We start from the raw sequence: 26,339 nt of genomic DNA on the forward strand, positions 1-26,339 counted from the left end.
GCACACCTCGGGCCGCGCGCAGTGCTCGACATGCGTCCGTGCTCGCTCATGTCACGCTCCCCACGGTGGACACGGGGCCCTCGGATGCGGGCATCGCTTCGTCACCCGCGCCCTGTCGGGCCTCCCCTGGCAGCACCTCCGCCTGTCCAATCCAGTCGCGCCCCAGTCGCTCCAACACCTCCGGCTGTGACAGTGCATGCGGCCCGCGCAGCACCACGGGGATTTGCGTGAAGTTGCCTTCGCCGGGCGGGCTCGCCGCGCACGTCCACTCGAGCGTGCCCACCTGCCATGGGTTCGCTTCCGCGGCGCGCCCTCGCCGCAACGTCCACACCAGGTTCACCACGAACACCACTTGCGCGGCGCCCAGCAGGAACGCGCACACCGTCGTCCACTGGTTCAGCGGCAACAGGTGCTTCAGGTACGTGTACTGGTATGGGTCATACAGTCGCCGCAATTGCCCCGCGTAGCCCGCCGCGAGCTGTCCGCCGAACACGCCGAGGAACAGCACCGCGCTCGACAGCACGTGCACCTTCGCGAGTCCCTCGTGCAGCGCGCGCCCGAACATCTTCGGGAACCAGAAGTAGAGGCCCGCGAAGACACCGAGGAAGCTGGCGGCTCCCATCGTCAGGTGGAAGTGCCCCACCACCCACAGCGTCCCGTGCAGCGGCACGTCCGTGGCCACCGCGCCCAGCGCCAGGCCCGTGATTCCGCCCAGCCCGAAGACCACCATCGTCGCCAGCGCCGCGAGCATCGGCGACGTCAGCCGCACGCTGCCTCGCCACAGCGTCATCAGCCAGTTGAGGAACATCACCTCCGCGGGCAGGGAGATGAGCAGCGTCAGCACCATGAACGTGCGCCCGAGCAACGGCGACATGCCACTGGTGAAGAGGTGGTGCGCGTAGACGAGCCCGCTCAGCGCGGACACCGTCCCCATGGCCCCCGCCGTCAGCCGATAGCCATGCGCGGGCTTGCGGCTGAAGAACGCCACCAGGTCCCCCACCATGCCCCACGCGGGCAGGATGAGGATGTAGACCTCCGGATGGCCGAAGAGCCAGAAGAGGTGCTGGTACACCACCGGGTCCCCACCACCGCCCACCGCCGCCGCGCCCGCGATGAAGAACTGAGTGCCCAGCAACCGGTCCATCAACAGCAACGCCGTTGCGGCGGCCAGCACCGGCACGAAGAGCACGTTCAACACCGAGGCGAAGAACAGGCCCCACACCGTCAGCGGCAGCCGTCCCCACGTCATCCCCGGGGCTCGACACCTCGCCACCGTGACAACGAAGTTCAGGCCATAGGTGAAGGCCGACGTGCCAGCGCACAGCACCGCCACCGTCACCAGCGTCTGTCCCAACCCGGGCGTGAAGGCCGACGTCGACAGCGGTGGATACGCCGTCCATCCCGCGCTCGCCGGCCCGAGCCGCACCGCGAACGAGGCCAGCACCAGCACGCCCCCCAGCGCGTACACCCAGTAGCCCAGCGCCGAGAGTCGCGGGAAGGCGAGCCCTCGCGCCCCGATGGCCAGCGGCAGCACGAAGTGCCCCAGTGCGCCGAAGAGCAGCGGCGTCACCGCGAAGAAAATCATGACCAGGCCGTGCATGGTGAAGACGGCCGTGTACGTGGGCGGAGTCAACGCGCCTCGGGACTCGGGCAGCGCCCAGGCGAGCCCTGGCACCGGCTGCCCCGGCCACGCCCACTGCCAGCGGATGGCCAGCGCGAGCAGCCCTCCCAGCAACAGGAAGCCCAGGCCGCTCCACAGGTAGCGCCGCGCCACGTCCTTGTGGTCGAGCGAGAGCAGGCTCACGGTGCCTTCCACTCCCAGCCCCAGTGGGCCGCGCTGTCATCCACGTCGTAGGCCTGCACGGCCTGCCGTCCTGCTTCGCGCAGCCACGCGGCATACGCTTCGTCGGACAGGGCGCGCAGCTCGCCGCGCATCCGGTAGTGGCTGGTGCCGCAGTGCTGGTAGCAGGCCACTTCCCAGGTGCCCTCGCGCGCGGCTCGGAACCAGGTCTGATTCACGCGCCCCGGAATCGCGTCCAGCTTCACTCGGAAGTTCGGCAGCGAGAAGCCGTGCACCACGTCCGTGGAGACCAACTGCACCCAGACGGGCACCCCCGCAGGCACGCGCAGGTCGTTCCACGTCACCACGTCGTCGGATGTATTGAAGCGGTTGTCTTCGCCCGCGTAGCGCGCCTCCCAGGACCACTGATGCGCGTTGATTTCGATGCGCACCGTGCGCGGGTCCGTCGCGGGGACCTGGAGGTTCCACAGCACATCCCGGAGGTAGCCCTCCGAGCCCACCAGCAGCGCTCCGTCCACCACGAGGAACGTGCTCAATGCGAGGCCGAACACCCACGCGCGCGAGCGCTTCGTGCCACCGTCAGACGCCGCTCGCTTCGCGTTCCGGAAGCGCCACACCGCGACCACCATCCACCCGAGCGCGAGCGCGGCCATCCCCGCCTCGAAGCGGTGACTCCAGCCCAGCAGCGCGTCGATGCGGTGCCCGTCGACACTCGCGTCCTCGGGGAGCGCCAGCGTCCTCGCGCTCGTGGCCGAGGGGGCGTTCGATGATGGCTGGGATTTTCCCTCGACGGACTTGTCTACGCCTGGCGGCGCGTCGTCGGTGCGGTGCCCGTTGATGGTCGCGTCCTCGCGGAGTGCCAACGTCCTCTCGCTCGTGTCCGAGGGCAGGTCCGACGACGGTTGGGATTTTCCCTCGACGGACATGCTCACGCGCCATCCTCCCGAGAGGCCTCCCGGCCCGCGCGCCGTACCGCCCACAGCCCCACGCCCACCACCAGGAAAGGCGTGAGCATCAACCCGACAACCAGGAGCGCCGAGCGCACCGCAGACTCGGGCTCGAGCAGGGAGCACGTCGCACAGGCGAGCGCGTCCAGCGGCAGGAACACCATGAGGAGCCCTGCGAGAGGCATGCCCCCGAGCCTCTTTCTTTCGGGAACGAGGGACATGGTTCGCTGTCCCTCGATGGAACGCACGTCGCGAGTCCCCCTCGTGACGACCGCGCCTTCATCGAGTGGCAGGCGCTCGTCCATTCCTCGCTCTGGAAAGCCGAGTCCGCCTCCCTCGGGAGACATGCACCAGCGAATCCCTCGCCCCGGAAGGCGGGACGCGGCTCGTCGACCCGCTATGGAGCGCTCGCCAGTCATCACCGCCTTCCCGGCTAGCACGCGGCCCTGGAGGCCTCAAGCCACGGGCCCCTCCCCGCTCCCTCAGGCCCGCCTGCCCTCGGGGCGACCTGATGCCCGCTACACCTCGCGAGTAGGCAGGTTGACCCTGGGCCGTCCGACGCGCTTGTGCCCTCCCGGGCCTTTCGTTAGGTCCGGGCCATGTCCGCCGACTCCCCTCTCGCGCTCCCCCCGGCCCGTCTCACGCAACGCCCTGGCTTCTGGGCTGGCATCGCCGTCGTCGCGCTGGGCCTCGCCGCGGTCGCAGCCGGCAACCTGACGCGCGCGGGCAGCGAGCCCCTGCCCCAGCTCGGCGCCCTGCCGGACTTCACCTTCACCCGACATGACGGTCAGCCCTTCGGCAGCGCCCAGCTCCGAGGCCACCCCTTCATCGCCAACTTCATCTTCACCCGCTGCCCCACCGTGTGCCCGGCCTTCACCCGGAAGATGGCCCACGTGCAGACCAGCACCGACTCGTTCGGGACGAACCTCCAGCTCGTCTCCTTCTCCGTCGACCCGAAGTACGACACCCCCGCGCGCCTCACCGAGTATGGCCAACTCCACGGCGCCAACTTCGCGCGCTGGAGCTTCCTCACCGGCGACTACGACGTGCTCAAGGACACCATCGTCCAGGGCTTCAAGGTCAGCATGGGCCGCGAGCCCGGCTCCGCCGAGGACGACCTGCTCTCCATCTTCCATGGCACCCACTTCGTCCTCGTGGACTCGCAGGGACAGATTCGCGGGTACTACGACAGCGCGGACAGCGACTCGACCGACCGGCTCCTGCGCGACGTGAAGCGGCTGGCCAGCGAAGAGGGCTGATTCGACCTGCCCTCCCCTGAATCCGGGCCGTGATGATCCATCCGGCCTGGCGCACCTTCTTGGGGAGGTGCTTCGTGGCATCGCGACACCGCTTCCCAACGGAGTGATCCACCACCTTGGGAGCTGAGAAAAACAGCCCCAAATCCACACACTGAGTGCGGACCCAGTCTCAGGTCCTGAGGATCAGGACGGGTACCGGACCACCCAGGTCGGGTTTCTGACCGCCCCGAGCGGGGGCCTGCTTCGCCATGACCGGAGGCGCCGCTGGGTTGCTCCTCCTACGGAAGCCGGGCCTCGGGCATCGCGACAGTCCTCGCCTGAGTCGCGCTGCCCCCCGCTCTCACGGCACCCCAACGCCCGAGGGCCAGCCCCGCTCCTGCGGAAGACCGGCCCTCGGTGCCCATCCAACCCTGCCCCTCAAAGCCGAAGGGCCGACCCCGCTCCTGCGGAAGACCGGCCCTCGATGCTCATCCACTCCCCTGCCCCTCAAAGCCGAAGGGCCAGCCCCGCTCCCACGGCAGGCCGGCCCTCGGTGCCCATCCAATCCTGCCCCTCGAGCCGATGGGCCAGCCCTGCTTCCACGGAAGGCCAGCCCCAAGTGCTCATCCACTCCCCTGCCCCGCAAAGCCGAAGGGCCGACCCCGCTCTCGCGGAAGGCCGGCCCTCGGTGGTGCGTCATCGCGCCAGGGGCGCGAGCCGCTTACTCGATGAAGGAAGCGTGACGCTGGGCGAAGATGTTCTGCAGGTTCTGCTGGCCCAGGAAGTTGTCCGCGAACGCGTCGACCTTGTCGGCGCCCTTGCGAACCGTCTCGGCGACCTTGACCACGTCCTCGATCTTCGAGGTGGCCTTCGCCAGCGCGCCGATGCCGCCGATGGGGCCCTCGCCGACCAGCGACGTGACGCCCTGCTTCATCAGGTTCTCCACCACCGGGGCCAGGAACTTGCCCAGGAAGGGGATCTTCTTGATCTGCTCGCTGATCTTGTCGGTGATGGGCGAAATCACCTCTTCAGCCGGCTTCTTCAGGAAGTCGAGGACCTTGCCACCGATGTTCGCCACACCACCGGCGAGCTTGCTGACCGTCTCCGCCGCCTTGCCGAGCAGCTCCAGGGGCTTCTGAATCAACTTGAGGGGGTTGAAGCTGCCGAACAGGCCCATGGCGATACCTCGGGGTGACGAAAGGGGAGTGGAAGAAGGAAGTTTTTGCCGAAGCGAAGACTCAGAGTGATTCTCGGCGGAGCGGCTGATTTGTTTCCGCCAGAATTTCCGTCGGATTTTCTCCGACATTCCGCCCCGGGGTACGAACTCAGGCCCGGCCGCCACCGCGCTTGATTTGATCCAACATCGCCTGCCGCGCGGCCGCGTCCTGGGGACCCGCCGGAGCCGCCGGCTGCTGGGCCGCGGGAGTGGCCGGGTCCGGCGTCGTCAGCGCGGGCTTCCCGCCAGCCGCCTTCTGCTCGAACTTGGAGTTGTCGAAGTCGGGCGCGGAGCCGGGCAGCTCCCCCTTCATCCCTCGGATGATGATGTCGGCGGCCTCGTCGGACGTCACCGGGGTGATGCCGTTCTTCTTCAGCTCCTCGTCCGGGACGATGTTCAGCTCGGGCTGCAGGTCCTTGTCCTGGGCGTACTTCAGGACCAGCTCCACGTAGTCCTCGAGCTTCATGTTCACGGCCGCGGCGATCTTCTTGGTGTCCGAGTCGTTCAGAAGCTCGGCGCGGACCACCTCGATGGGCCGCTTGAGCCCGCGCTTTGGCTTACCAGCAGCGTTTTCCTGAGACATGTGATGCTCCACGAAGAAAGGACGTGGGCGAAACTGTAGCCCAGTTTTCCTCGTTCACACATTCTCGCCCCCAGGCGCCCCTTGGAGCCCCGCGAGCGCGCGCTGATACGTCTCCAAATCCGCCTCCGAGAAGAGGACCACTGTCACCTTCTCAAGGTGTGGCAGTCGCCCCAGCGCCGCCTGGATTTCCCGGAGGGCCATGGGCGCGGCCTTCTCAATCGGGAAGCCGTAGATGCCGGTGGAGATGGAGGGGAAGGCCACCGAGCGCAGCCCCAGCTCCGACACCCGGGCGAACACACTCTTGTAGCACCGGGCCAGCGTGGCCTCTTCGCCCTGGGTGCCGCCGCGCCAGACGGGGCCCACGGTGTGGATGACGTGACGGGCGGGCAGCCGGTAGCCGCGCGTCACCTTCGCCTGGCCGGTGGGGCAGCCATGCAGGAGCCGGCACTCGGCCACCAGCTCCGGGCCCGCAGCGCGGTGGATGGCGCCGTCCACGCCTCCGCCGCCCAACAGCGAGCTGTTCGCCGCGTTGACGATGGCGTCCGCGTCGACTCGGGTGATGTCTCCTCGGATGAGCTCCAGCGACATGGGGTCTCCTCGCGTCTTCGAGTGGGCCGGGCGCCGACGGGCCCTCGCTCCTCGACTGACGGCGCGAGGGGACAGTGCCCCTCGCGCGAAGAGCGCGCACTCGCAGACTTCAGCGAGGCGACAGGTTGCGGGCCGCCGGCTTGCGCGAGCTGGAGACGGACTTGCGCGCCTTGGGCAGCGTTCGAGTCACCGAGCCGGGGCGACGGGCCTCGGCGGCCTCGCGCTCCGACTCCGCGACGGCCTTGGCGGCGGCGGCCTTCAGCGCGAGCTGCTCCGCCTGGAGCGACCAGCGCCGGCGAAGGAGTTCCCGCAGGCCCTCCTTCTGGAGGTCCACCTGCGCCTGATGCAGCCGGTAGTGCAGGTCCTCCCGCAGCGTGCCGCGCGAGAGCGCCGCGTCCGCCGCGCCCGATACGCCCACCACCACCTTGGGACGCTCCTCCTGCATCTGGAGGCAGCGCAGGATGAGCCCCTGCGCCTCGCGCCCGAGCTTGGCGGCGTCGGGGATGAACAACACGCCGTTGCGCTGGCGAAGCGCCGCGGCCAGGTCCGTGGCCTGTTTCACCTCCACCAGCTCCACGTCGAAGTTGCGCGCGGCCTCCTGGGCCCAGCTGCGGCGCTCCTCCTCCGTGCCGCCATGGATGATGAGCGAGGCACGATTGCAGACGAGCTCTTCTTCTCGGTAACCACTGAGCGTCACCGGCAAACCCCCTGCTGTGATGCGTGGTGCCGGGATTCTAGCGCCCCATCGGGTCCCTCGTTCAACGGGCCGGGTGTCCTGGCAGGTGGGGACAGAATCGACCCACCTGAAAATCCTTTCATGTGTACCTGGATGACTGCTGTCTCAAGAGCGTCACGAGCCAGGCACCGCGTCACGAGCCGGGAACCTCATCAGGAGCCAGGAACATCGTCAGGAGCCAGGAACCACCATGACGGGCCGGCGGCAGCGCGCCACCAGCTCCCGAGTCACCGCGTCGGGCAGCGCGTCCGGCTCGCGCGCGGGCCCGTCCGAAGTCCCCAGGCAGACCAGGTCCACGCCCTCGCGCTCCGTCGCCTGGCAGATGGCCAGGGCGATGTCCTCGCCGGTGACACCCTCCACGCTCCAGCGCAGCGCCTGGGCGCCCTCGTCACGAGGCACCAGGTCCCACAGCCGCTTCAGCGTCACGTCCCGCGCGCGCGGAGGCTCGGGCAGCACGCCGTAGTGGTCGATGTAATCCCCCGCCTCGCCCAGGCGCTTGCGGTGCACGTGCAGCAGATGCACCCGGCCGCCCGGCCCCACCAGGGAGCGGGCCTGGGAGATGGCACGCGCGCTCGCCTCGGAGAAGTCCACCGGCACCAGCACGCTGCGCGGCGGATGCGCGTGCCGGGGCTCATGCAACGTGTCCGGCACGCACACCACGGCCTGCTCCGCGTGCCGCAGCACCCCGGCCGACACCGAGCCGTGCCACAGCCGCTTCATCGCCCCCCGCGAGCGCATGCCCACCACGACGAGGTCCGCGCCGCGCGAGAGCGCCACGTGCAGCAGGTGGTCCGCGGGCCGACCGAAGCCGGGCTCCAGCACCACCTCCACGCCGCCCTCGCCCAGGAGGTCCCCCACCTGCTCGCGCACCTCGCGCAACAGCACCGTCTCCACCGCGGGGTCCAACGCCTCCATGTCCCGGGCCCGAGGCTCCAGCAGGTCGACATGGACGGGAGTGTGGATGCCCAGCCGCTCCCGCTCCTCCAGCGGCGAGCACACGTAGGTGGCCAGCACGTCGCACGGCCCCACCCGGCGCAGCTCGCGCAGGAAGGCCACCGCGGCTTCGGCCGTGGGGGACAGCGGATCCACGCCCACCACGACGAGCAACCTGCGCCGCCCTCGCAGCCAGTCCACCAGCGCATCCGCGCGACGCACCGCCAACACCGGGCCGCAGCCCCGTCGGGCCAGCCGCTCCGGCAGCGAGGCACGCCTCCAGGCCGACGTCCGCCAGCCCTCCGCCGCGGCGACCACCCAGCGCGAGTGCCGGCACTCCTCGTCGGCGAGCACCTGGTCCGCGTCCGAGCGCACCCGACAGCTCACCCGCCCCGGGGGAAGCTCCAGCCGCTCCGCCAGGGCCTCCAGGTGCCCCTGGGCCTCCAGGCGCGAGGCCTCCGCCAGCGGCTCGCCGTCCATGACGCCCACGAGCAGGAGCGGCTCTCCCAGCCTGGCCGCCAGCGCCGCGGCGACCTCCACTTCCCGGGACTCCCGCGCCATCAGCGGGCTCGCACAGACGATGGCCATGGCCGCCCTCCTCGCGGGGATGGCCTGGACTCCATCCCTCCTCGGGACAGATGCGCACGATGCCACCGGGCGGGGGGCCCTCCTTCACATCAGCCTCGCGAAGAGCTCGGGCTCCGGGGCCCATCGCACGCCGGCCCCCGGGTCGGCCGAGGGCACGGCAGGACGGCTACTTCGCCTTCTCGGGCCGGGGGTGCCCGTCGTGGTTGGTGTGGTCCTGCTCCTCGCGGCTGCCGCCCCGGTCGTCGCTCAGGCCGAAGGTCGCGATGAAGACCTGGTCGCCGTTGCTGGTGTACCGGTAGTGCCGTCCCCAGGGGTCCAGCGGCAGCGCCGGCAGGTACTTGGGCACCAGCAGGGGCTCCAGGTCCGCCTCTTCCGGCAGCTCGTTGCCATCCGCGTGGAAGCGCGACAGCGCGTCCTCCAGCACGCCGATGTCCTGGTGGATCCGCTCCGAGTACACCGCCTTCGAGCGCGTCAGCGCCCCCACCAGCACCGCGCACATGAGGGCGAGGGCGAACACCAGCCCCACCCACAGCACGGGTGAGCGACGGGAGGGCGGAGGGCGGTCATCGGCGGACGGATTCATGCCCCCACCCTACCGCCAGAGGCGGCCCGGGGTGGGGAAGACTTCACGCGGGACTAAAGCGCGCGGAATAGCGGCACCGGCTGCTGCTTACCCTTCAAGCGCACGGGCGGCAGGTCCTCGAAGGCCGTCTCGTTGGCGTCCACCAGCTCCCGGGTGCGCTCGCCCACCAGGATTTCCCCCGGGCCCGCGAGCGCGCACAGCCGCGCGGCGACATTCACCGCGTCTCCGATGCAGGTGTACTCGGAGCGCACCGTGCTGCCGATGTTGCCGGCGACGACGACGCCCGAGTTGATGCCCACGCCCAGCTCCAGCACCAGCGGGTGGCCCTCGCGGCCGTTGGCGGCCCACTCGGCCTCCGCCTCCACGCGCAGGTCCGTCATCGCGTCCATCATCATCTTCGCGCACTGGAGCGCGCGCAGCGCGTCGTCCGTGCGCGCCACCGGGGCGCCGAACACCGCCATCAGCCCGTCGCCGAGGAACTTGTCCAGCGTCCCACCGCACGTGAGCACCGCGTCCGACAGCCGGCCCAGCACCTGGTTGAGCACCCCGACGACTTGCTCGGGAGGCAGGCTCTCCGCCAGGCCGGTGAAGTTGCGGATGTCCGCGAACAGCACCGTCACCTCGCGTTTCTCGCCGGTGAGCACCACCGCGTCCGCGCTCTTGAGGATTTCGTCCACCACCGCCGCGGAGGTGTAGCGGGCGAACAGCTTGCGCATCCGCTCCGTCTCGCCGGTGCGGCGCACCACGCTCTCGATTCGCGCCGCCAGCTCGTCCATGGACGCGGACTTGTTGACGTAGTCGTCGGCGCCCGCGCGCAGGCCCCGCACGCGCTCCGCCTCGCGGTCATTCGCGGTGAGGATGATGACGGGCAGTCCCCGCGTGGGGCCCTCCTTGAGCCGGCGGCACAGCTCCACGCCATCCAACCCGGGCATCTCCAAGTCACTCAGGACGATGGCGGGTTGAAGGCGGCTCATGCCCTCCAGCGCCTCGAACGGGTCCTGGAAGCAGAGGACCTCGTAGCCCAGGGCGACCAGTCCCTCCTGGACGAAGGCGCACGCCAGCGGGCTGTCATCCACGACGACGACGCGGCGGCGCCCGTCGATGAAGGGCCGGGGGTTCTCCTGCCGGCCGGCGATGCGGTTCTGCAGGCCGAGCGCCTCGTAGATCTGCTTGTACGTGCAGTGCCCCTGCTCCACGAGGATTTCGCCCAGCTTGCGACCGTCGCGGCGCTGACGGGCGAGCGCCTCCTCGAGCTGCGCGAGCGTCACGTATTTCAGCCCCACCAGCAGCTCGCCCAGGGCGGGCTGCGAGGGCCCCTTGTCGTGGTGCAGACCCAACGCCTCTCCCAGCGCGTCCTGAATCTGCTCCCGGGTGACGTAGCCGAGGGAGATGAGCGCCTCGCCCACGCGCTGGCCGGTGAGCGCCTGGAGGGCCAGGGCTTCCTGCACCTGCACGGGCGTGACGATACCCAGCTTGAGCAGCAGGTCACCAAAGAGGGGGGATGCGCTCATGGGGGTCACCTCGGCGTCCGGTGGAGCCCTGGACGCGGACGCCAGAGTATCCCACCTCCCGACACTCCGGGAGGACTCCACGGACCGGACAGGAGGAGGCGCCAACGACCCGCCCCCTCGGTGTGGCACCGCGTCATCGACGGGGTACGGGCCGGGAGGACTTCCGAGGAGGGGGCTGCGGGAAGGTGAACTCCACGCGGCGATTGGCCGTGCGGCCGAGCGACGTTCCGCTGGACTCCAATGGCTTGTCCGCCCCCAGCCCCTGCGCCTCCAGTCGCTCCGGCGGCACGCCCTGCCCCTCCAGGTAGGCGACCACCGCCTCCGCCCGCGCCTGCGTCAACGCGCGCCCCGTCGTCGCATCGTCCCAGGCATCGGTGTGTCCCTCGACGATGACGCGCTTCAGCTCCGGGTGCGCGAGCAGCACCCGGGCCACGTTGTCCAACAGCGCGTGGGAGCTGGCCTGGAGCTTCGCCGTCTGGCTCTCGAAGGCGATGCGCTCCAGCAGCTCCAGCTTGTCGCGCTGGAGGCTGACGCGCTGCTTGTCCTGGGCCGGGCAACCCTGGTTCGCAGCCAGGCCAGACGTCGTCGGGCAGTTGTCCCGGTGGTCCGCCTGGCCGTCGCCGTCCCTGTCCCGCTCGGGACACCCGCTCAGGTAGGGGACACCCTCGTCGCGCGGACAGGCGTCGTCCTCGTCCGGAACTCCGTCGCCGTCCTCGTCCTTCTCCGGGCAGCCCTGTCGCTCCACGGGGCCGGCCTCCTCGGGACACGCATCCGCATCTCCCTCCACGCCATCGCGGTCCGGGTCGATGATGGGGCAGCCCTTGCGCTCCAGCGGGCCGGACTCGCGGGGACAGGCGTCCTTGGCGTCCTCCACGCCGTCGTCGTCGAAGTCCCGGGCGGGACAGCCCTCCCGGAAGGCGGGGCCCGCGTGGCGCGGACACTTGTCCACGGAGTCATCCAGGCCATCGCCGTCGGTGTCCTTGATGGGACAGCCTCGCGTGGCGACGGGCCCCTGGATGAGCGGGCACGCGTCCTCCGCGTCGGGCACACCATCGCTGTCGCCGTCGGGAGCGGGCCGCGCCCGGGGCGAATGGCCACATCCCGGAGCGAGCGCTCCTCCCAACAAGAGGAGGAACAGGACTCCACCGCGCGAGACTCGCATCATCACCGCGTCACCAGAGCGCACGGGGCCAAGCGCTGTCCAGGTGATGTGTCACGCACGCTCACGTCGGCAGCGCGCCGGACAGGGGCAGCTCCACGGTGAAGGTGGAGCCCTTGCCGGGCTGGCTCTGCACGCGGATGCCGCCGCCGTGGGCCTCGACGATGCGCTTGGTAATCCAGAGCCCCAGGCCCAGGCCCTTGAAGTGCTGCGCGGACTCCGAGCGCTCGAAGCGCTCGAAGATGCGCTCCTGGTCCTCCAGCGCCACGCCGATGCCCTGGTCCTTCACGGCCAGCTCCGCCACCGGGCCGCGCTGCTCCACCTGCACCGTCACCGGACGCCCCGCGCCGTACTTCGCCGCGTTGGACAAGAGATTCACCAGCACCTGCTCCAGCCGCAGCTTGTCCCACTGCCCCACCACCTCCTCGTCCGCCAGCAGCAGCACCTCGCTGCCCGCGCGCACCAGCTCCTCGGACATACGGGACACCAGCTCGCGCGTCAGCGCCGCCAGGTCCAGCTCCTCGCGGTTGAGCGTCAGCCGGCCCGCGCTGATGCGCGACACGTCCAGCAGGTCATCGATGAGCAACCCCAGCCGCTGCCCCGCGCGCGCCGCCTTCTCCGCGCGTTCCGCGAGGCCACTGGCCGCCATCGCATCCTTCGCCATGCGCGCCAGCAGGTGAATCTGGAGCTGCAGGGCATTGAGCGGCGACTTCAACTCATGTCCCGCCACCGACAAGAGCTCGTCGCGCGCCTTCACCGCCTGCGTCGCCGCGCCGTACAGCCGCGCGTCCTCGATGGCCAAGGCGGCCCGCGCGGCCAGGCTCTCCAGGAGCGCGCGCTCCTCCGCCGTGTACTCGCGCCCGCGCGCCTCGCGGATGACGCCCAGCGTGCCCAGCACCCGGCCGCGCGCGCCCAGCGGGACGATGATGAGGCTCTGCGGCCCGTAGTGCTCCAGGAAGGTGACGCCCTCGGGTGACGGGTCCCCGAGCAGCTCCTCCGCGCTCAACCGGGGCACGAAGAGCGTCTGCCCCGTGGCCACCACGCGGCCCGACAGCCCCTCGCCCACGCGCGCGGGATTCATCCGCAGCGACGACTCCAGCACACCGCGAGCGACGGGGTCCGGATGGTGCGCCGCCACCAACTCCAAATGCTCCCGGTCCTCCGCGAGCAGTTGCAGCACGCACCCGCCGCCCAGCGCCTCGGACACCTTGCTCGCCAGTACGTCGAGCACGGTGGGCAGGTCCAACCCCGCCTCGGCGATGAGCTGGCTGACCTGCACCAGCACGTGCAGCCGCGCGGCGCCGCGTCGGCTCTCTTCCTCGGCCGCGCGCGCGGCGCGGAACAACCGCGCGTTGTCCATCGCCAGCGCCGCGCGCCGAGCCAGCTCCTCCGCCAGCGACAGGTCCGTCGCGTTGAAGGGGGCCCGCCCCGCGTCCCGCACGAAGGTCAGCGCGCCCAACGTCCGCTGGCGAGCGACGAGCGGCGTGAGCAGGAGCGTGCAGGCACTCCACGTCGGCTCGCCTCCCGTCGGGGAAGGCGCGCGCGTCCTGCGGGTCTCCATGCGGGATTGCCCGCTGGCCAGCACCCGCGCCAGCGTGGAGGGCTGACCCGAGTCCAGCGGGAAGCTCGTCAACTCCAGCACCCGCTGCGCCTTCTCCGGGTCCGCGTGCAGCACCGCCAGCCGCCGCACCACGCCCTCGTCGTACGAGTCCACCGAGCACCCGTCCGCGAAGTGGCCCAGCGCCAGCCGCGCCACGCCGGACACCGTCTCCTCCCAGCCCAGCGAGCCGGACACCAGTGCGCTCGCGTCCGCCAGCAGGCTCAGCCGCGCGCCCAGCGCCTCCGCTTCCAGTCGCGCGGTGTGCTCCCGCTCGTACAGCCGCGCGCGCTCCAGCGCCTGGCCACACTGCCGCGCCAGTCCGACGATGGACGTGCGCTCCAGCGCGGTGAAGTCCTTCTCCCGCTCGAAGCCGAAGGCCAGCGTGCCGAACACCCGCCCCTCGACGAACAGCGGCGCCAGCGCCAACGCCCGCAGCGGCCCCTCCGCCATCAGCGCCGCGAGCCTCGGGTAGCGCGCCTGTATCGCCGCCAGCGTCTCCAGCCACACCGGCGCCTCCGCCAGCACCGCGTCTTGGCCCGGCAGGTCCTCGCCGGTGCGGGGCAGCACGCGCAGGGGCTCCAGCAGCCCCTCCGGCACCCCCACCGCCGCGATGAGCTCCGCGGACGCGCCGCCCTCCGGCGTCAGGTGCACCATGCCCGCCGTCGCGTCCACCGCCGGCAGCCCCAAATCCAGCACCACGTGGGCCACCTCCGCGCGGGTGAGCGTCTGGCCGAAGGCCTCCGTCACCGCCTGGAAGCGGCTCAGCCGCAGCACCTCCGCCTGTTCGACTTCCGCGCGGGCCCGCGCCACTTCCAGGCGCACCCCCTCCACCGCCTGCTCCCGCTCCAGCGCCAGCCCCGCGAGGCGAGCGTAGAGGCCCAGGCGCTGGAGCTCCTCCTCCGACGGCACCCGCCCCTCGGCCAGCACGGCGCCCAGCACGCCGACGACACCCCGGGCCACGGAGGCGGACACCGGCAGCGAGACGAGCCCCACCGCGCCCAGCTTCCGCCGGGCCTCCGTCGCCCCCGAAAGCAGCGCGTCCCGCTCCAGGTCCACCGACAGGTACGGCAGGAGCGCCCCGTCGATGTCGCGCGTGCCCGCCAGCAGCCGCTGGCCACACGCTTCCACCGCGTCAGCCGGCATTCCGGGCGTGGCGAGCGTGTGCGGGACGCTTTCGTCCTCTCGCCAACAGAGGAAGACGTCGGACACGGCGAGGGCGGCCGCGACCTCGCGCAGCAACGCCTCCAGCACCGCCCGCACCGGCGGCGCCACCGCCAACCGCTCCAGGCTCCGCGTCACGCGGTCCGTCGCGGCCAGGTTGCCCTCGGGCACCTTCATGCCCACACGTCCCCCCGGTCCGGGCCCGCTGGGGCCCACCGCGAAGGGCCAGTGTCCCATGTCGGGCCGGGCCGCGAAACCCGCGGACCCCTGTCCCCAGGTACAGGTGGGGCCTCACCGTTCAGTGAGCGAACACATTGAAGAAGGCGAAGAAAATCTCGAGGACGATGAGCAGGATGATGACCGCCTCCAGCGTGTGGGAGCGGTCGATGTCCACGTCGCCCTTGAGCAGGCCATACGTCTGGGCGAGCAGCTGCTGCTTGCGCGTGACGGAGCCCTGCCAGGCGGAGATGCGCATGCGGCGCACCGCGCCCTCGTAGACCTTGGCCAGGTAGAAGTCGCCGATGATTTTCAGGCTGTTGTCCACGCGCTCGATGAACTCGTTGAGGTCCACCAGCGTGCTGAGCGTCTGCCGCGTCAGCGTGCGGTACGGACTGCGGAACAGCCGCGTCCACCCGTGGCGCTTGGCCTGCACCTCGCCGTGGATGCGGGCGATGTGCTCGTCCAGCCGCTCGTCGTAGTAACGGAATTCCAACAGTTGCGCGTTGGCGATTTCGAGCAGGTCCGGGATGTCCCCGGAGCCCGACGGCTCGTAGACGAAGGCGCTGTTCCAGTCGATGACGACCAGGTCATTCACCGTGTAGCTGAAGCGCATCTGCGTGACGGCCTCGCTCTCCCGGCGGGACAGCGGCGTCTGGCCGTTCTCGCCCAGGAGCAGCCGCGCCAGGTCCGCGCCCTCCAGCAGGTCCTCCGCGGACGGGTTGCCCTGGATGCTCTCCGCGAAGATGACGGTGTAGCTCTCGTTCTGGTCCCACAGGTGCGGCTCCTGCACCGCGGAGGCGATGGTGTGGCGCACGCCCTCCACCAAATCCAGCGCCAGGTCCTCCAGCGCCTGGCTGTCGTACAGCTCGTCCGCCACGCGGGTGAGGTGCTCCAGGGACGTGCCCGGCACCACCGGCACCCGCAGGATGATGGACGCGGCGCCATGGTCGAACAGGCGCGCGGTGGCATCCACCGTGATGGGCCCGTCCTTCAGCGCGAGCGGCCGTCGCCCCAGCTCATACGCCAGCGGCGGATTGGGGAGCTGGAGGTACTGGCCATTCTCGCGCGACAGCTTGAGGCGGCGGGTGTCCTCGGAGACGGCCTTGCGCGCGCGCTCCAGGTTGATCTCCTCCGCGATGTCGAAGGTGCGGTAGCAGAGGATGTGGGCCTTCTCGAAGAGCAGGGGAGCCGAGGCAGGCATGGTGCGCGCAAGCCTAGCGCGCGCCTCCCCCACGCCACGCCCGGCGCACGGGCCCTGTCGACGAGCCGTCAGTCGTGGCCCTCGGAGCCCAAGGCCTGGAGCCCTGGAGCCAGCCGCACCACCCGCTCGCCGCCCGGCCGCCTGGCGGACAGGGTGGCTTCCGACACCCGCCCATCCACCCCGTCACATTGTCGATGTTTCACTCGGGCGAAGCCTGTCACCGACGGCCCCGCCATTCCTCTCAATTGGCCACACGTCAAGACTGGGGCGCAACGCCTGCCATGACGGCCCGGAGCACGCTCACGGCGACGGTTTATGAGACCGGGCCGAGGGGGGTGCCAGCTCCGTGCGCACATCCCACAGCTCTGGGAAGAAGCGCAAATCCAAGGCCTTGCGAAGGAAGGACACCCCGGAGGAGCCCCCGGTGCCCTGCTTGAAGCCGATGATTCTCATCACCGTCATCATGTGACGGTAGCGCCACAACTGGAACCGCTCCTCGGTGTCCACCAGCTTCTCGCACATCTCGTACGCGTCCCAGTGCGCGTGGGGGTCCTCGTAGATGCGGCGGAACACCTCCACCACCGCCGGGCTCTTCACGTACGGCTGCCGCCAGTCGCGCTGGGCGTGGTCCTCCGGAATCGCATGCCCCGTGCGCGACAGATGGCGCAGGAACTCGTCATAGAGGCTGGGAGACTCCAACAGCCGCTCCAGCTCCCCATGCAGCTCCGGTTGGTGGCGGAAGGGACCCAGGGCATTGGAGTCCTTGTTGCCCAGGAGGAACTCCACCGCGCGGTACTGCCAGCTCTGGAAGCCAGACGCGGGCCCGAGCGCGTCACGGAACTCCAGGTACTCATTCGGCGTGAGCGTCTCCAGGACGCTCCACTGCTCGAAGAGCATCCGTTGGATGTTCCCCACGCGCGCGAAAATCTTGAACGAGGGCTCCAGCCGATCCGCCTGCACATAGCGGATACACGCGCTCAGCTCGTGGATGAGCAGCTTCATCCACAGCTCGCTCGTCTGGTGCTGGATGATGAAGAGCAGCTCGTCGTGATGGGGTGGCTGCGAGCGCGGAACCTGCGCCGTCAACAGCCTGTCGAGCTGTAGGTAATCACCGTACGTGGTCCTTCCGGCCAGGTCGGTGATGATTCCAGGCTCCAAGTCGCGTTTGTTCATGGGCCCGGGCATTCATGCCCCTGCAAGCCCCCGCGGGCAAGACTTCCCGTACGGGCTGCCCCCGAACCCTCTCCCTGCCAGGGAGCACGGTTGACGGAGGTGCGGTCACTGTCTGCCCGGGCCGGGGCCAAACGTGCCGCTGATTAACCGTTCGCTGCTTGGGCGGCGGCGGCCAGGGCCTTCGAAGCGGCGCGGCCACGGGGCAGCTTGATGTCCTCCACGCTGTTCGCGGGCGCGTAGTCGACCCACGCCGACGGGCGGCGGTTGGTCTTCTCCAGCATCCGCAGCTTCTGGTAGTGCGCCGCGCAGTAGCCCTTGGTCCGGCTGGGCTTGCCGCAGTCGACGATGGCGCACTCACGCGAGCCGTCCGCCGAAGCCGACGGCTTGCGGCCACGGCGCTTGCCACCCGCCGACACCGACGCCGCCGCGCTCACCGCGCCACGCGCCGCCGCGGGAGGACGACCGACGGCCTTGCGGCCCGGCTTCGCCGCCGCGACCTGGGCGCCGAACAGCGGCCCCACGACCTCGGCCAGCGGGGCCAGCCGCTCCGCCACGTTGCGCAGTGCATCCAGATCCGCCGTCCCGGACTCCAGGCGGGAGACCACGTCGCGCAGCGGCTTGAGCTGGACCTCGATTTCGTTACGGATCATGTCCCGAAACGCTTTATCCACGGACATTCGTTCAATCCTCGTCTTGGCTAGTCTGGTTGTTGAAGGTCTGGAAGGGGGAGTTGATTTGTGATGCTGCTCATACCCATACCTTCCAATTTGGGATTTGTCTAAAGGAAGCGATAAAAGGTGTGACTGAAGGACGTATCACCCCCCCTACCGTACCGGTCGGGGCCTCATTCCAGTGGGGCGGGAACGGCGCTCAGCCGTCCCAGCGGAGGTCTTCCAGCAGGGGGGTGGACCCCGAGACAAAGGGCCCCGAGGCCAGGGTGCGTACTTCGTCGCGAGCCAGCATCAGCTCCGTGCGCAGCTGTTGCTGCTCGCGCGGGTCCAACGCGGTGGTGAGTCTGGGCAACAACGCGCTCTCTTCTTCTTGGAAATGCGCGACGGTCAGATCCTCGAGCGCGTACAGCCGGGCCTGCCATTCGGGGTCGCCCGGAGACAGCTCCTCCAACTCATCCATCAGCTCGCGCATGGCCAGATGATCCTCGGCCTGCAGCCGGGCACGAGCACGCCCTTCCACCCGGGCCACCAGCGGTTGCAGACAGCGCTCCTCCAGCCAGGTGTGCAGTCGCAACAGCTCCAGCAGTTCGTGCTGAGCGCTCAGGGGCTCCTCTTCCGCGCCGGAGACGAGCCGCTCGAAGCGCTCCTCCAGCTCACGGTGCTCCTCCACGAGGATGTCGAACGGGCCTCCCATGCCCTCAACCATCTGCATGGTTCAGCAGGCAGACAACCAAAGCTGCGCTTCACCCTCACATTATTGAAACTCAAACGACAGGTCGAGCGAACGTTCGGCGGGCTGAAACAACGACCGGCATCGTGCCTCGGCTGGCGACTGAAAGCCCATGGGGGGCGGGGGCGAAGCGTTGCCTACTCAAAGCAACCTCCGGGGTCGGCAGGGCGAGTCCCCCCAGGGACGGTGCGTGGGTTTGCGATGACCGAGGGTGCGGGAACGGGGGCCCGGCCGGCTGCTCGGGTTGGATGGCGATGGGCGGGGGCGTCTCCATCATGACTCCTCGTGGAAGCTCCGCTCGCCACCGTGCGCAGGGCCGTGTTCCACCTCGCCGAGCGGGGCGCGGCGATGTCCGCGCTCTACCACCGGGCCCGACTGGTGGGCGCCGAGCATCTGCCGAGGAGCGGCCCGGTGTTGCTGGTGGGCAACCACGGCGTGTGGGGTTACGAAACGCCCGCCTTCTTCCACCTCCTGCACCAGGTCACCGGGCGTCCGGTGGTGGGATTGGCGGAGCGAGGCTTCTTCCGCATTCCGGTGGTCCGCACGGTGTTGCCCTGGCTGGGCGGTGTCGAAGGCACCCGGGACAACGCGCTGGAGGTGTTGCGCGCCGGGGCGCTGGTCGTCTGTTACCCCGGCGGCGCGCGCGAGGTCTTCAAGCGTCCGCGCGGGCGCTACCAGTTGCGGTGGGAGCATGCGCTGGGCTTCGCGCGGGTGGCCTCGCATGCGGGGGTGCCGGTGGTGCCCTTCGGGGGCTTTGGCGTGGACGACACGTTCCTCTTCCCACCGGGTGAGGCCCGGCTGGGGCTGCACCTCACGAATGGGGAGAAGTACCGCGTGCCGCTCTTGGTGGGGCTGGGGCCGCTGCCGTTTCCGGTGCGGCTCACCTTCGCGCTGGGCAGTCCCCACACCCCGCCGCCCGCGGGCGCCTCCGAGCCGCGCCTGCGCGCGTTCCGCGACAGGGTGGCCACCAGCGTGCACCGGCTGCTGGTGAGGGCCCGCCATGCTTGAGACGCCGCCGCGCGCCCTCGCGCCCGCGCGCGTCCCCAGGTTGGAGGACGTCCCCGACGGCTACGCGCACCTGCGCTGTGAGGAGCGCGAGGTGAAGGGCACCTCCGTGCGGCTGTTCACCTTCCCCGACGGCGACACCGACTTGGCCCGCACGGTGGTGTGTCTTCCGGGGCTGGGCGCCAGTGGCCGCTCCTTCGCGCCCATGGAGCCGCTGGCCGGGCGGCTGCGCCTGCTCTTGTGGACGCCGCCGTTGAGCACGCCCGCCACGCACACCCCGCTGGAGTGGAACCTGGCGGTGCTGAATCATCCCGAGGCGCGGCTGCCGGAGCGCTTCGCGCTGGTGGGGTCCTCCTACGGCAGTCTGCTGTCCATCGCCTTCGCGCTGGCGCATCCGGAGCGGGTGAAGGCGCTGGTGCTGGTGTCGCCAGTGGCCAGCGTGAGGCGGGTGAGGCGGGTGACGGTGACGCTGTCCACACTGGTGCGCACGCCGCGTCCGCTGGCGTATGTCTTCGCCCCCACGGTGGCGAGGGTGCTCGGAGGCGCGAGGCTGCCGCCCGAGGGCCGCGCGGAAATCGTGCGCGAGGCACGGCGGCTGGCCCCCGTGGAATTGCTGCGCCGGCTGCGCGACGTGCTGGCCGCGGACTTCACTTCTCGCCTCCATGAGCTTCGCGTGCCCACGCTCGTCGTTCAGGGCGGCAGGGACTTGCTGGTGCCGCCGCGCGCCGCGCGCGACGTGGCCGAACACATCCCAGGTGCCCGGCTGGAGCTGCTGCGCGATGCCAGCCACCTGCCGTACATGAGCCATCCAGAAGCCTTCAACGCGGCGGTCGGCGCGTTCCTCCGGGAGTACGTCGAGGACGCTTCGGGACTCACGCCATGAGCGCTGCCACCGCACGACGCTCAAGCTCCACCTGACTGTCGCTGTCGCGGCAGAAGGAATCACTGGAGGTGGTGAAGCGAGAGGCCGGGCATCGCCTTTCCAGACAACGCAGACGTGGACGCCCGCTTCGCGCGGTGCATGAAGGTGCTGCTCGACAGCGGCGTGTATCACCGCACCGCCGCGCACGATGAGCGGATGAGCTCGTCGCGCGCCACCTCGTGCGGTGAGTCGCGACCCTGGCGCGCCGGGCGACGTGAGCGTGGGTGAATGGACAAACGTCCCGTCCGCGAGTCCCGAGCGCTCAGGATTCCCCAGCGGCGCGCGTCTTTCCCTCTCAAGAATACCGAGTCGGCCCGCGTGTCCCGCGCGAGGCCAGACCGACCGGGCGGCGCTGTCGCTCGGAGGGGGAACCCATGTCCATGCTGCCCATTCACCGCGGACTCCGGGTGTGCGCTCGGACCGTGGCGCTCATCCTCATGTCGACGAATCTCGCGTGCCCCTCCGCGGGCACGAGCGGCGCGAATCGCCCCGAAACGCACGAGCCCTTCGAGCACGAGGAAGCCCGTCGTCAGGAAGCGCGCCAGGTGGCCCGGCAGGTGGCGGTGCTGGCCGGGAGCGTGCGTGACGTCGACTCGCGGCTGGAGCTCACTTTCTGGGCGGAGCGCGGGGCCCTCACGCTGGTGGGCTACCAGTCGCTGGAGCGCGGCGGACGGGCCGGACGCACCGTCGACCGCGACGACCTGCAGCGAACAGTCGCCCGCGCGCTGATGTCCACCACCCATCACTCCGGGGGCGAAGTCGTCCTGCGGATGCGGCGCGAGCCGGCCTCGTGGGCCCTGGAACCGGGCGCGTCCTTCTCCAGCGAGCGGCCTCTCCAGGCCCGTCAGGTCGCCGGACGACGCGAGGACGCGACGCCCGCGAGCCGTCCGCGCTGGCGACGGACCTGCGGCGACTGCTCGAGCCGGTGCGCGTGCCCGCGGACGGCACCGTCTGGGCGAACGTGTCCGTGCACCTGCGCGACGGCCGCGTGGTGGGCTGGGAGCTGGAGGACTGGCGCGTGGTGCGGGCAGGCCGGGGGAACAAGACGCCCAGGCCGGTGTCACGCCGGGTCGTCGAGGAGGCCACGTCCGTCGTGCGGCTCTACGCGCCGGGCACCGGCTCGCGCTCGCTGCACCTGGGCCTGCGCCTCATCCACGAGGGGAACGCACCGTCCGCGGAGGGCTGGGTGGAGGAGACCCGGATGCTGCCGCTGTCGCGTCCGAGCGGGGGCGTCAGCCGCCTCACCCTGCCCTGACGACGAAGCTCCGGCGCGCGGCGGACACACGGCCCGCCGCGCGCCAGGACAAACAGACTCTAGAAGTAACCGCCCACCGTGGTGCCCACGCTGAACGTCACATCCACGTCGTCACCCAGGCCAATGGCCAGGCGAGGACCGGCGCCCACGAAGAAGTGGGACGTCACGTGGTACAGCACGGGCGCGTAGCCCTCCAGGATGACGGTGGAAGCCGAACCGGTGCCGTCGGGCAGCGACAGGATGTTGTCGCCGACGAACAGCGTGACGATGGCCTTGGGCCAGAACGACAGCTTCTCCGAGAACGGGATGTTGTAGCCCACGCGCGCGTTGATGCCGAACGCCGCCAGCGAGTCCCCTTCACCAAACAGCACGGACAGGTTGATGCCACTTCCGATGGAGAGGTTCTCCTTCAGGAAGTAGTCCACGCTCGGCGCCAGCCTGAAGAAGCCGTACCCCGCGCCCTCCGTCGTGTAGCCCAGGTCCGCCGACGCATCCGAGCTGACGACAATCTGCCCGACGCTGCCAAAAGCCCCACCCGTCGACTGCGCGAAAGCAGTCGTCGACACCATCAACCCGGCCGCTACGGCCATGGCCTGCCACTGATTTGCCTTCATGAAGCGTCCCTCCGTTGCGTGTGCCCGCGGTCATTCCCGGGCGCTCGGCGGCCTCTTCTAGTCAATGGAGGCGGGCGCGCATCCTTTTTTCGTCTCCCCTGTGTCCTCTACCGCATGAGCGCAACTTGAGAATTCTCGCCTCGAGCCGGCGCGTCACACGGGTTCTCATCACCCGAAGACGCCGCGCGTGAGACATCGCTGAGACATGGACGGAAGGCCCCGACGCGGGCACGCGGGAGGCCTCGCGCGAGCCAGGGCTCACGGACGGGAGGGGCGGCCGGGGTGGAGGGGTCGAGTTCCCGGCCGGCCCTCCCATGCGCGAGGTACCGTGCCCCGAGCGGCCCTGAACCGCTCGGAAGGAGCGCACGGTACGAGGACACCGGTAGCAAGCCTCACGCCAAACGAACTCCCGGTGAAATCAATCCCTTGTCAGCCGGAAAGCCCCGGAATGCCCTCCTGAGCGTCCGAAGTCGGGACGCGCACGTCCCAGAAGCGAACAGACTGGCAATGATTCGCATATCCTCATGTTGCCGTCTGTCCGTAGGATTCCAGCGAATCCCCTCATGCGGCGCCCCACGGAAGGATGGATGGGAGGACATGCCTCGTGTGCGTGCGCCCGCGGTGGCGGGCTCCTTCTACCCCTCCAGTCCCACCACGCTGGCCACGCAGGTGGACGCGTGGTTGGAGCAGGCCCGGGGGCCAGAGGGAGGGGTTGTCTCCGCGCTCATCGTTCCCCATGCCGGTTATGTCTATTCAGGGGCGGTGGCGGCGGCGGCATACGCCGCGCTGGGGGCCCGGCGCGCGGAGCGCACGCGCGTGTTGCTCCTGGGGCCGTGTCACTTCCACTCGCTTCGAGGGCTGGCGTATCCGGCCGTTGACCTGCTGTGCACGCCGCTGGGTGACGTGCGGCTGGACGCGGACCTGTTGCGCCGGGCGACGGAGCTGGCACAGGTGAGTGCCTCCACGGAGGCGCATGAGTCGGAGCACTCGCTGGAGGTGCAGCTCCCGTTCCTCCAGCGGGCGATGGAGCACTTCACTGTCTTGCCGCTGGTGGTGGGCCGCGCGGACGAGGAGGCGGTGGCCCAGGTGCTGGAGGCGCTGTGGGACGAGGACGTGCTGCTCGTGGTGAGCTCGGACCTGTCGCACTACCTGCCCTATGAGGAGGCGCGGCGCGCGGACCAGGAGACGGTGACACGGGTGCTGGCGTTGGAGGGGCCGCTGGATGCGGGCAGCGCGTGTTGCACGGAGGCCATCAACGGCTTGCTGCGCGTGGCGAAGCGGCGGGGGCTGCGGCCCAGGCTGGTGGGGTTGCGCAACTCCGGGGACCTGGCCGGAGCGCGCGCCGAGGTCATCGGGTACGGCGCCTTCGTCTTCGAGTCGCCCGCGCGGGGCACGTCCCGGGAGTGCTCAGTCGTCCCAGGAGAGGGAGTACTCGCTGTCGAGCAATGACGTCTGACGGCCCTCGACGCGGATGTCCTGGGCGCCGACGGCCTGGAGGGCACCTTCGAGCATGCCTTCGTTGTAGGCGACGGGGGTGAAGATGCGGCGCATGTGGATGCGGCCGGCGCGGCTGGCGGTCCATTCGACTTGCAGCTCGCCGAAGTCGATGGCCATGCGGTAGGCCTCCGGGAGCATGTTGACGAGCTGCTTCGGGTCTCCGCCGACTTGCTGACGGACCTCGGTGCCGAACATGGAGCGGACGAAGGCGAGCGTGCCCTGGACGCCAATCTGGCGCATGGCCTCCTCGACGCCGCCGAGCTGGGGCGCGAGCAGGTTGGCGGCGGCGAAGAACAGCCGCATGAAGGGCGGGACGGGATAGAGCTCGGTGGGGTCGAGGTCGGCGGGGAAGTCACCGGCGTCGACGATGTGCTTCACGGCCTGCTCACCGCCCAGGAAGCGCACGGTGTCGAGCACGGCGGCGAAGTGCATGCCGCGAATGTGCTCGGAGGACTGAACGAGGGCGAGCCGTGAATCCAGCTCCCGCTGCACTGCCTCAGGCGTGTTCCACGTCCCGCGTTCCATGAGCCGACCTCCACCGCGAAAAAGCGCGCAATGCTCGCACAGCTTCCTCTCGCGCGCGAACTCCTGGAGGGTCAGCATCACCCTGGCGCGTTCCAATCCTGGGAACGCAGCCAATGCACTACGTTGAGTGAAATGACGACCTCGCGCACGCCAGGGCTGTCTCGGCTCCGCGCATTGACTCGGCCAGTCTGGCTCGGGCTGGCCCTCGCCATCTCTTGCACGAGCGCTCGACGCTACTACCTTCCTTCTGAGCTACCCGTGCTGGACGGCGACACCTTCCTGGCCGTGGCACCCGGCCCGTGGCCGGAGGTTCCCGTCGTGCTCGACGCCTCGGCGACCGTCCCGGATGACCTGGTCCTTCCAACGCTCCAGGCACTGATGGCACTACCTGGTGCGATGGATGCCTGCGACGCCCAGACAGGACGTCCCCGCCCCGATGCCACCGAGTACTGCGCCGCCATCTACCGCACGCCCGACGACTGGCGCGTGTCCTGGCCCATTCGCGATATGGCGACCTCGACCCGTGCGTGCAGACCTCCCTTTGGTGGCGTGGATGACGTGGACTTCGGAAGGGACCTGCCCATCTTCGGCTATGCCCACAACCATCCCTGCGGAGCGGAGGTCAGCGCCAAGGACCTCGTCGTGTGGCCCCTGGCGAAATCGGGAGAGGGCCTCTGGGTGATGATGGCCTATGCGACGACGCCGAGCGGCCGACTGGCCCGGAATGCGAAGGGACAACCCGTTTCGACCTGGGGATGGCTCGCCACGGGCCATCGAAGCGCTCCCCGCTTCTACAAGTGGAACCCAGCGGGTGAGGTCTTTCTCTGGGACGCGACCCAGAAGCACTGGAGCTTCCAGGCCACTTGTCGGCCGCGCCCTTCCAGCGCCATCAGGCCCCACGGCGCTCCTCCGGATTGCTCTTCCGCGGTGTCACCCTAGGCTGCTCGACGCCACGCCCATGCGACCTCGCACCACGTCACGCCGTCCTGATGCACGTTCTCCAGGTGCCACATGCTGAGACTGAATCCCCTGCTCCTGCTGGTCTCCCTGCTGACGGATGGCGGCGCTCCTCCGCTCACGTCCGACGCGGGGAGCACGGATGCGGGAGGCGAGAGACCTCGGCCCACGACGTCGACACAGGATGCGGGGACATCACCGGCGGCCACGGGCGTACGTCCCATTCAGTGGCCGGAGGAGATTCGCCCGCTGGCCACGCTGGATGGCCCCGCGGTGCTCGCCGCGCACACCGCGCTGCAAGAAGCCATGAAGCGCTTTCCGAAACAGCACACCCAGCAGTGTGCGTTCTCGCCCCGCTCCCTGGAGCTGCGCATCGGCTTCGAGGCGGGTATCTACTTCGTTCAAGTCGAGCGACGCGTGGACAGGTGCCCTGGCTTCGGTCCTGGTGTCACGCTCGAGTTCGACTGGTTCGAGGTCTACGCCATCTCACCCGACGGGCGGTTCCTCGAACGCGCCCCGTATCACCCCTGAGCCGGAGCGCTCTCCTTGCGCAGCTTCGCGTCGAGCAGGAAGTTGCCGAAGGGCACCAGCGACGCGCCGAACGCCACCGCCACGCGCACGAAGGACCAGCGCAGGGCGATGGCCGCCTCCATCAACGCGAAGAGGTACAGCACGAACAACAACCCGTGCGCCATGCCCGTGAAGCGCACCGCCAGGGGCATGTCCGCCGCGTACTTCAGCGGCATCGCGATGAACAACAGACACACGAACGACAGGCCCTCCAACAAGGCCACCGCGCGGAACCGTCCAAGGGGGGTCTTCAACATGGCGCTCTCCCCCTCCTGTCTCCCATCCCCTGCTCCCGCCGTCCATGCGTCACTGTGACGCACCCGGTCGCCCGCCCGCCTGGCTTCATTCCGTGTCTC

General features: G+C 69.8%; 26 protein-coding genes. 7 read left to right on the forward strand and 19 right to left on the reverse strand.

The genetic code is table 11. From position 1 onward, the window contains the following. Nucleotides 1-46: 46 nt before the first annotated feature. The 3 genes from G4D83_RS31325 to G4D83_RS31335 are packed head-to-tail and all read right to left on the reverse strand — an operon-like array spanning nt 47 to nt 2,933. The gene (locus tag G4D83_RS31325) at nt 47-1,804 is read right to left on the reverse strand and encodes a cytochrome c oxidase subunit I (protein WP_163868534.1); all 1,758 of its coding nucleotides are present in this window, start codon (nt 1,802-1,804) and stop codon (nt 47-49) included. Then, nucleotides 1,801-2,727, reverse strand: coding sequence for a cytochrome c oxidase subunit II (locus tag G4D83_RS31330; RefSeq protein WP_163868706.1), 927 nt, complete (start codon nt 2,725-2,727; stop codon nt 1,801-1,803). Before G4D83_RS31330 ends, G4D83_RS31325 begins: the two co-directional genes overlap by 4 nt. Nucleotides 2,728-2,729: 2 nt before the next feature. Further along, the gene (locus tag G4D83_RS31335) at nt 2,730-2,933 is read right to left on the reverse strand and encodes a hypothetical protein (RefSeq protein ID WP_163868535.1); all 204 of its coding nucleotides are present in this window, start codon (nt 2,931-2,933) and stop codon (nt 2,730-2,732) included. Nucleotides 2,934-3,347: 414 nt separating this feature from the next. On the opposite strand from G4D83_RS31335, the gene G4D83_RS31340 reads away from it, so the two are divergent. After that, nucleotides 3,348-4,007: an SCO family protein gene (locus G4D83_RS31340; protein ID WP_163868536.1), complete on the forward strand. Its 660-nt coding sequence runs from the start codon at nt 3,348-3,350 to the stop codon at nt 4,005-4,007. A gap of 700 nt (nt 4,008-4,707) precedes the next feature. Here G4D83_RS31340 and G4D83_RS31345 read toward each other — a convergent pair. The 13 genes from G4D83_RS31345 to G4D83_RS31405 all read right to left on the reverse strand — a co-directional run bounded on the left by G4D83_RS31345 (nt 4,708) and on the right by G4D83_RS31405 (nt 18,620). After that, on the reverse strand, nt 4,708-5,163 hold the full coding sequence (locus G4D83_RS31345) for a hypothetical protein (RefSeq protein WP_176433542.1): 456 nt from the start codon (nt 5,161-5,163) through the stop codon (nt 4,708-4,710). A gap of 148 nt (nt 5,164-5,311) precedes the next feature. After that, complete coding sequence (locus G4D83_RS31350) at nt 5,312-5,785, reverse strand: hypothetical protein (protein ID WP_163868537.1); 474 nt, start codon at nt 5,783-5,785, stop codon at nt 5,312-5,314. 54 nt (nt 5,786-5,839) lie between these two features. Further along, on the reverse strand, nt 5,840-6,373 hold the full coding sequence (locus G4D83_RS31355; protein WP_163868538.1) for an O-acetyl-ADP-ribose deacetylase: 534 nt from the start codon (nt 6,371-6,373) through the stop codon (nt 5,840-5,842). A gap of 109 nt (nt 6,374-6,482) precedes the next feature. Next, the gene (locus G4D83_RS31360) at nt 6,483-7,070 is read right to left on the reverse strand and encodes a Fis family transcriptional regulator (protein ID WP_163868539.1); all 588 of its coding nucleotides are present in this window, start codon (nt 7,068-7,070) and stop codon (nt 6,483-6,485) included. A 210-nt stretch (nt 7,071-7,280) separates the two neighbouring features. Continuing rightward, a complete protein-coding gene (locus G4D83_RS31365; RefSeq protein ID WP_163868540.1) occupies nt 7,281-8,630 on the reverse strand; it encodes a universal stress protein in 1,350 nt (449 codons plus the stop codon). 166 nt (nt 8,631-8,796) lie between these two features. Beyond that, a complete protein-coding gene (locus G4D83_RS31370; RefSeq protein WP_163868541.1) occupies nt 8,797-9,213 on the reverse strand; it encodes a type II secretion system protein GspG in 417 nt (138 codons plus the stop codon). A gap of 53 nt (nt 9,214-9,266) precedes the next feature. Beyond that, nucleotides 9,267-10,724: an adenylate/guanylate cyclase domain-containing protein gene (locus G4D83_RS31375; protein ID WP_163868542.1), complete on the reverse strand. Its 1,458-nt coding sequence runs from the start codon at nt 10,722-10,724 to the stop codon at nt 9,267-9,269. 133 nt (nt 10,725-10,857) lie between these two features. Next, nucleotides 10,858-11,910 carry an OmpA family protein gene (locus G4D83_RS31380; RefSeq protein WP_240356788.1) on the reverse strand — a complete coding sequence of 351 codons (1,053 nt, stop codon included), beginning with the start codon at nt 11,908-11,910 and terminating at the stop codon, nt 10,858-10,860. A 37-nt stretch (nt 11,911-11,947) separates the two neighbouring features. Beyond that, a complete protein-coding gene (locus G4D83_RS31385) occupies nt 11,948-14,821 on the reverse strand; it encodes a sensor histidine kinase (protein ID WP_163868543.1) in 2,874 nt (957 codons plus the stop codon). Between the two features lie 121 nt (nt 14,822-14,942). After that, a complete protein-coding gene (locus tag G4D83_RS31390; RefSeq protein WP_163868544.1) occupies nt 14,943-16,064 on the reverse strand; it encodes a hypothetical protein in 1,122 nt (373 codons plus the stop codon). A 300-nt stretch (nt 16,065-16,364) separates the two neighbouring features. After that, nucleotides 16,365-17,249: a tryptophan 2,3-dioxygenase gene (locus G4D83_RS31395; RefSeq protein WP_163868545.1), complete on the reverse strand. Its 885-nt coding sequence runs from the start codon at nt 17,247-17,249 to the stop codon at nt 16,365-16,367. Between the two features lie 131 nt (nt 17,250-17,380). Next, on the reverse strand, nt 17,381-17,914 hold the full coding sequence (locus G4D83_RS31400) for a cell wall protein (protein ID WP_163868546.1): 534 nt from the start codon (nt 17,912-17,914) through the stop codon (nt 17,381-17,383). A gap of 193 nt (nt 17,915-18,107) precedes the next feature. After that, a complete protein-coding gene (locus tag G4D83_RS31405; RefSeq protein WP_240356789.1) occupies nt 18,108-18,620 on the reverse strand; it encodes a hemerythrin domain-containing protein in 513 nt (170 codons plus the stop codon). 303 nt (nt 18,621-18,923) lie between these two features. On the opposite strand from G4D83_RS31405, the gene G4D83_RS31410 reads away from it, so the two are divergent. The 3 genes from G4D83_RS31410 to G4D83_RS31420 all read left to right on the forward strand — a co-directional run bounded on the left by G4D83_RS31410 (nt 18,924) and on the right by G4D83_RS31420 (nt 21,820). Further along, complete coding sequence (locus G4D83_RS31410; protein ID WP_163868547.1) at nt 18,924-19,646, forward strand: lysophospholipid acyltransferase family protein; 723 nt, start codon at nt 18,924-18,926, stop codon at nt 19,644-19,646. Then, the gene (locus tag G4D83_RS31415; RefSeq protein ID WP_163868548.1) at nt 19,639-20,526 is read left to right on the forward strand and encodes an alpha/beta fold hydrolase; all 888 of its coding nucleotides are present in this window, start codon (nt 19,639-19,641) and stop codon (nt 20,524-20,526) included. Before G4D83_RS31410 ends, G4D83_RS31415 begins: the two co-directional genes overlap by 8 nt. A gap of 829 nt (nt 20,527-21,355) precedes the next feature. Continuing rightward, a complete protein-coding gene (locus G4D83_RS31420; RefSeq protein ID WP_163868549.1) occupies nt 21,356-21,820 on the forward strand; it encodes a hypothetical protein in 465 nt (154 codons plus the stop codon). A gap of 59 nt (nt 21,821-21,879) precedes the next feature. On the opposite strand, the gene G4D83_RS31425 is transcribed toward G4D83_RS31420, so the two are convergent. Then, on the reverse strand, nt 21,880-22,434 hold the full coding sequence (locus tag G4D83_RS31425; protein WP_163868550.1) for a hypothetical protein: 555 nt from the start codon (nt 22,432-22,434) through the stop codon (nt 21,880-21,882). Between the two features lie 597 nt (nt 22,435-23,031). Here G4D83_RS31425 and amrB point away from each other — a divergent pair. Next, nucleotides 23,032-23,883, forward strand: a complete 852-nt coding sequence (amrB, locus tag G4D83_RS31430) for an AmmeMemoRadiSam system protein B (RefSeq protein WP_163868551.1) — start codon at nt 23,032-23,034, stop codon at nt 23,881-23,883. Here the strand turns inward: amrB and G4D83_RS31435 are convergent. After that, entirely contained in the window at nt 23,842-24,456 is a 615-nt protein-coding gene (locus G4D83_RS31435) for a TIGR02265 family protein (protein ID WP_163868552.1), read from the reverse strand. The two genes, amrB and G4D83_RS31435, sit on opposite strands and share 42 nt — an antisense overlap. Nucleotides 24,457-24,714: 258 nt before the next feature. Here G4D83_RS31435 and G4D83_RS31440 point away from each other — a divergent pair, with 258 nt between their 5' ends. Both G4D83_RS31440 and G4D83_RS46455 read left to right on the forward strand, forming a co-directional pair. Continuing rightward, the gene (locus tag G4D83_RS31440) at nt 24,715-25,395 is read left to right on the forward strand and encodes a hypothetical protein (RefSeq protein WP_240356791.1); all 681 of its coding nucleotides are present in this window, start codon (nt 24,715-24,717) and stop codon (nt 25,393-25,395) included. A gap of 72 nt (nt 25,396-25,467) precedes the next feature. After that, a complete protein-coding gene (locus G4D83_RS46455) occupies nt 25,468-25,944 on the forward strand; it encodes a hypothetical protein (RefSeq protein WP_240356793.1) in 477 nt (158 codons plus the stop codon). Here the strand turns inward: G4D83_RS46455 and G4D83_RS31450 are convergent. Continuing rightward, nucleotides 25,935-26,240, reverse strand: a complete 306-nt coding sequence (locus G4D83_RS31450; protein WP_163868554.1) for a DUF3817 domain-containing protein — start codon at nt 26,238-26,240, stop codon at nt 25,935-25,937. The two genes, G4D83_RS46455 and G4D83_RS31450, sit on opposite strands and share 10 nt — an antisense overlap. Between the last annotated feature and the right edge of the window lie 99 nt (nt 26,241-26,339).

This window comes from Myxococcus eversor (assembly GCF_010894455.1).
Taxonomy (GTDB): domain Bacteria; phylum Myxococcota; class Myxococcia; order Myxococcales; family Myxococcaceae; genus Myxococcus; species Myxococcus eversor.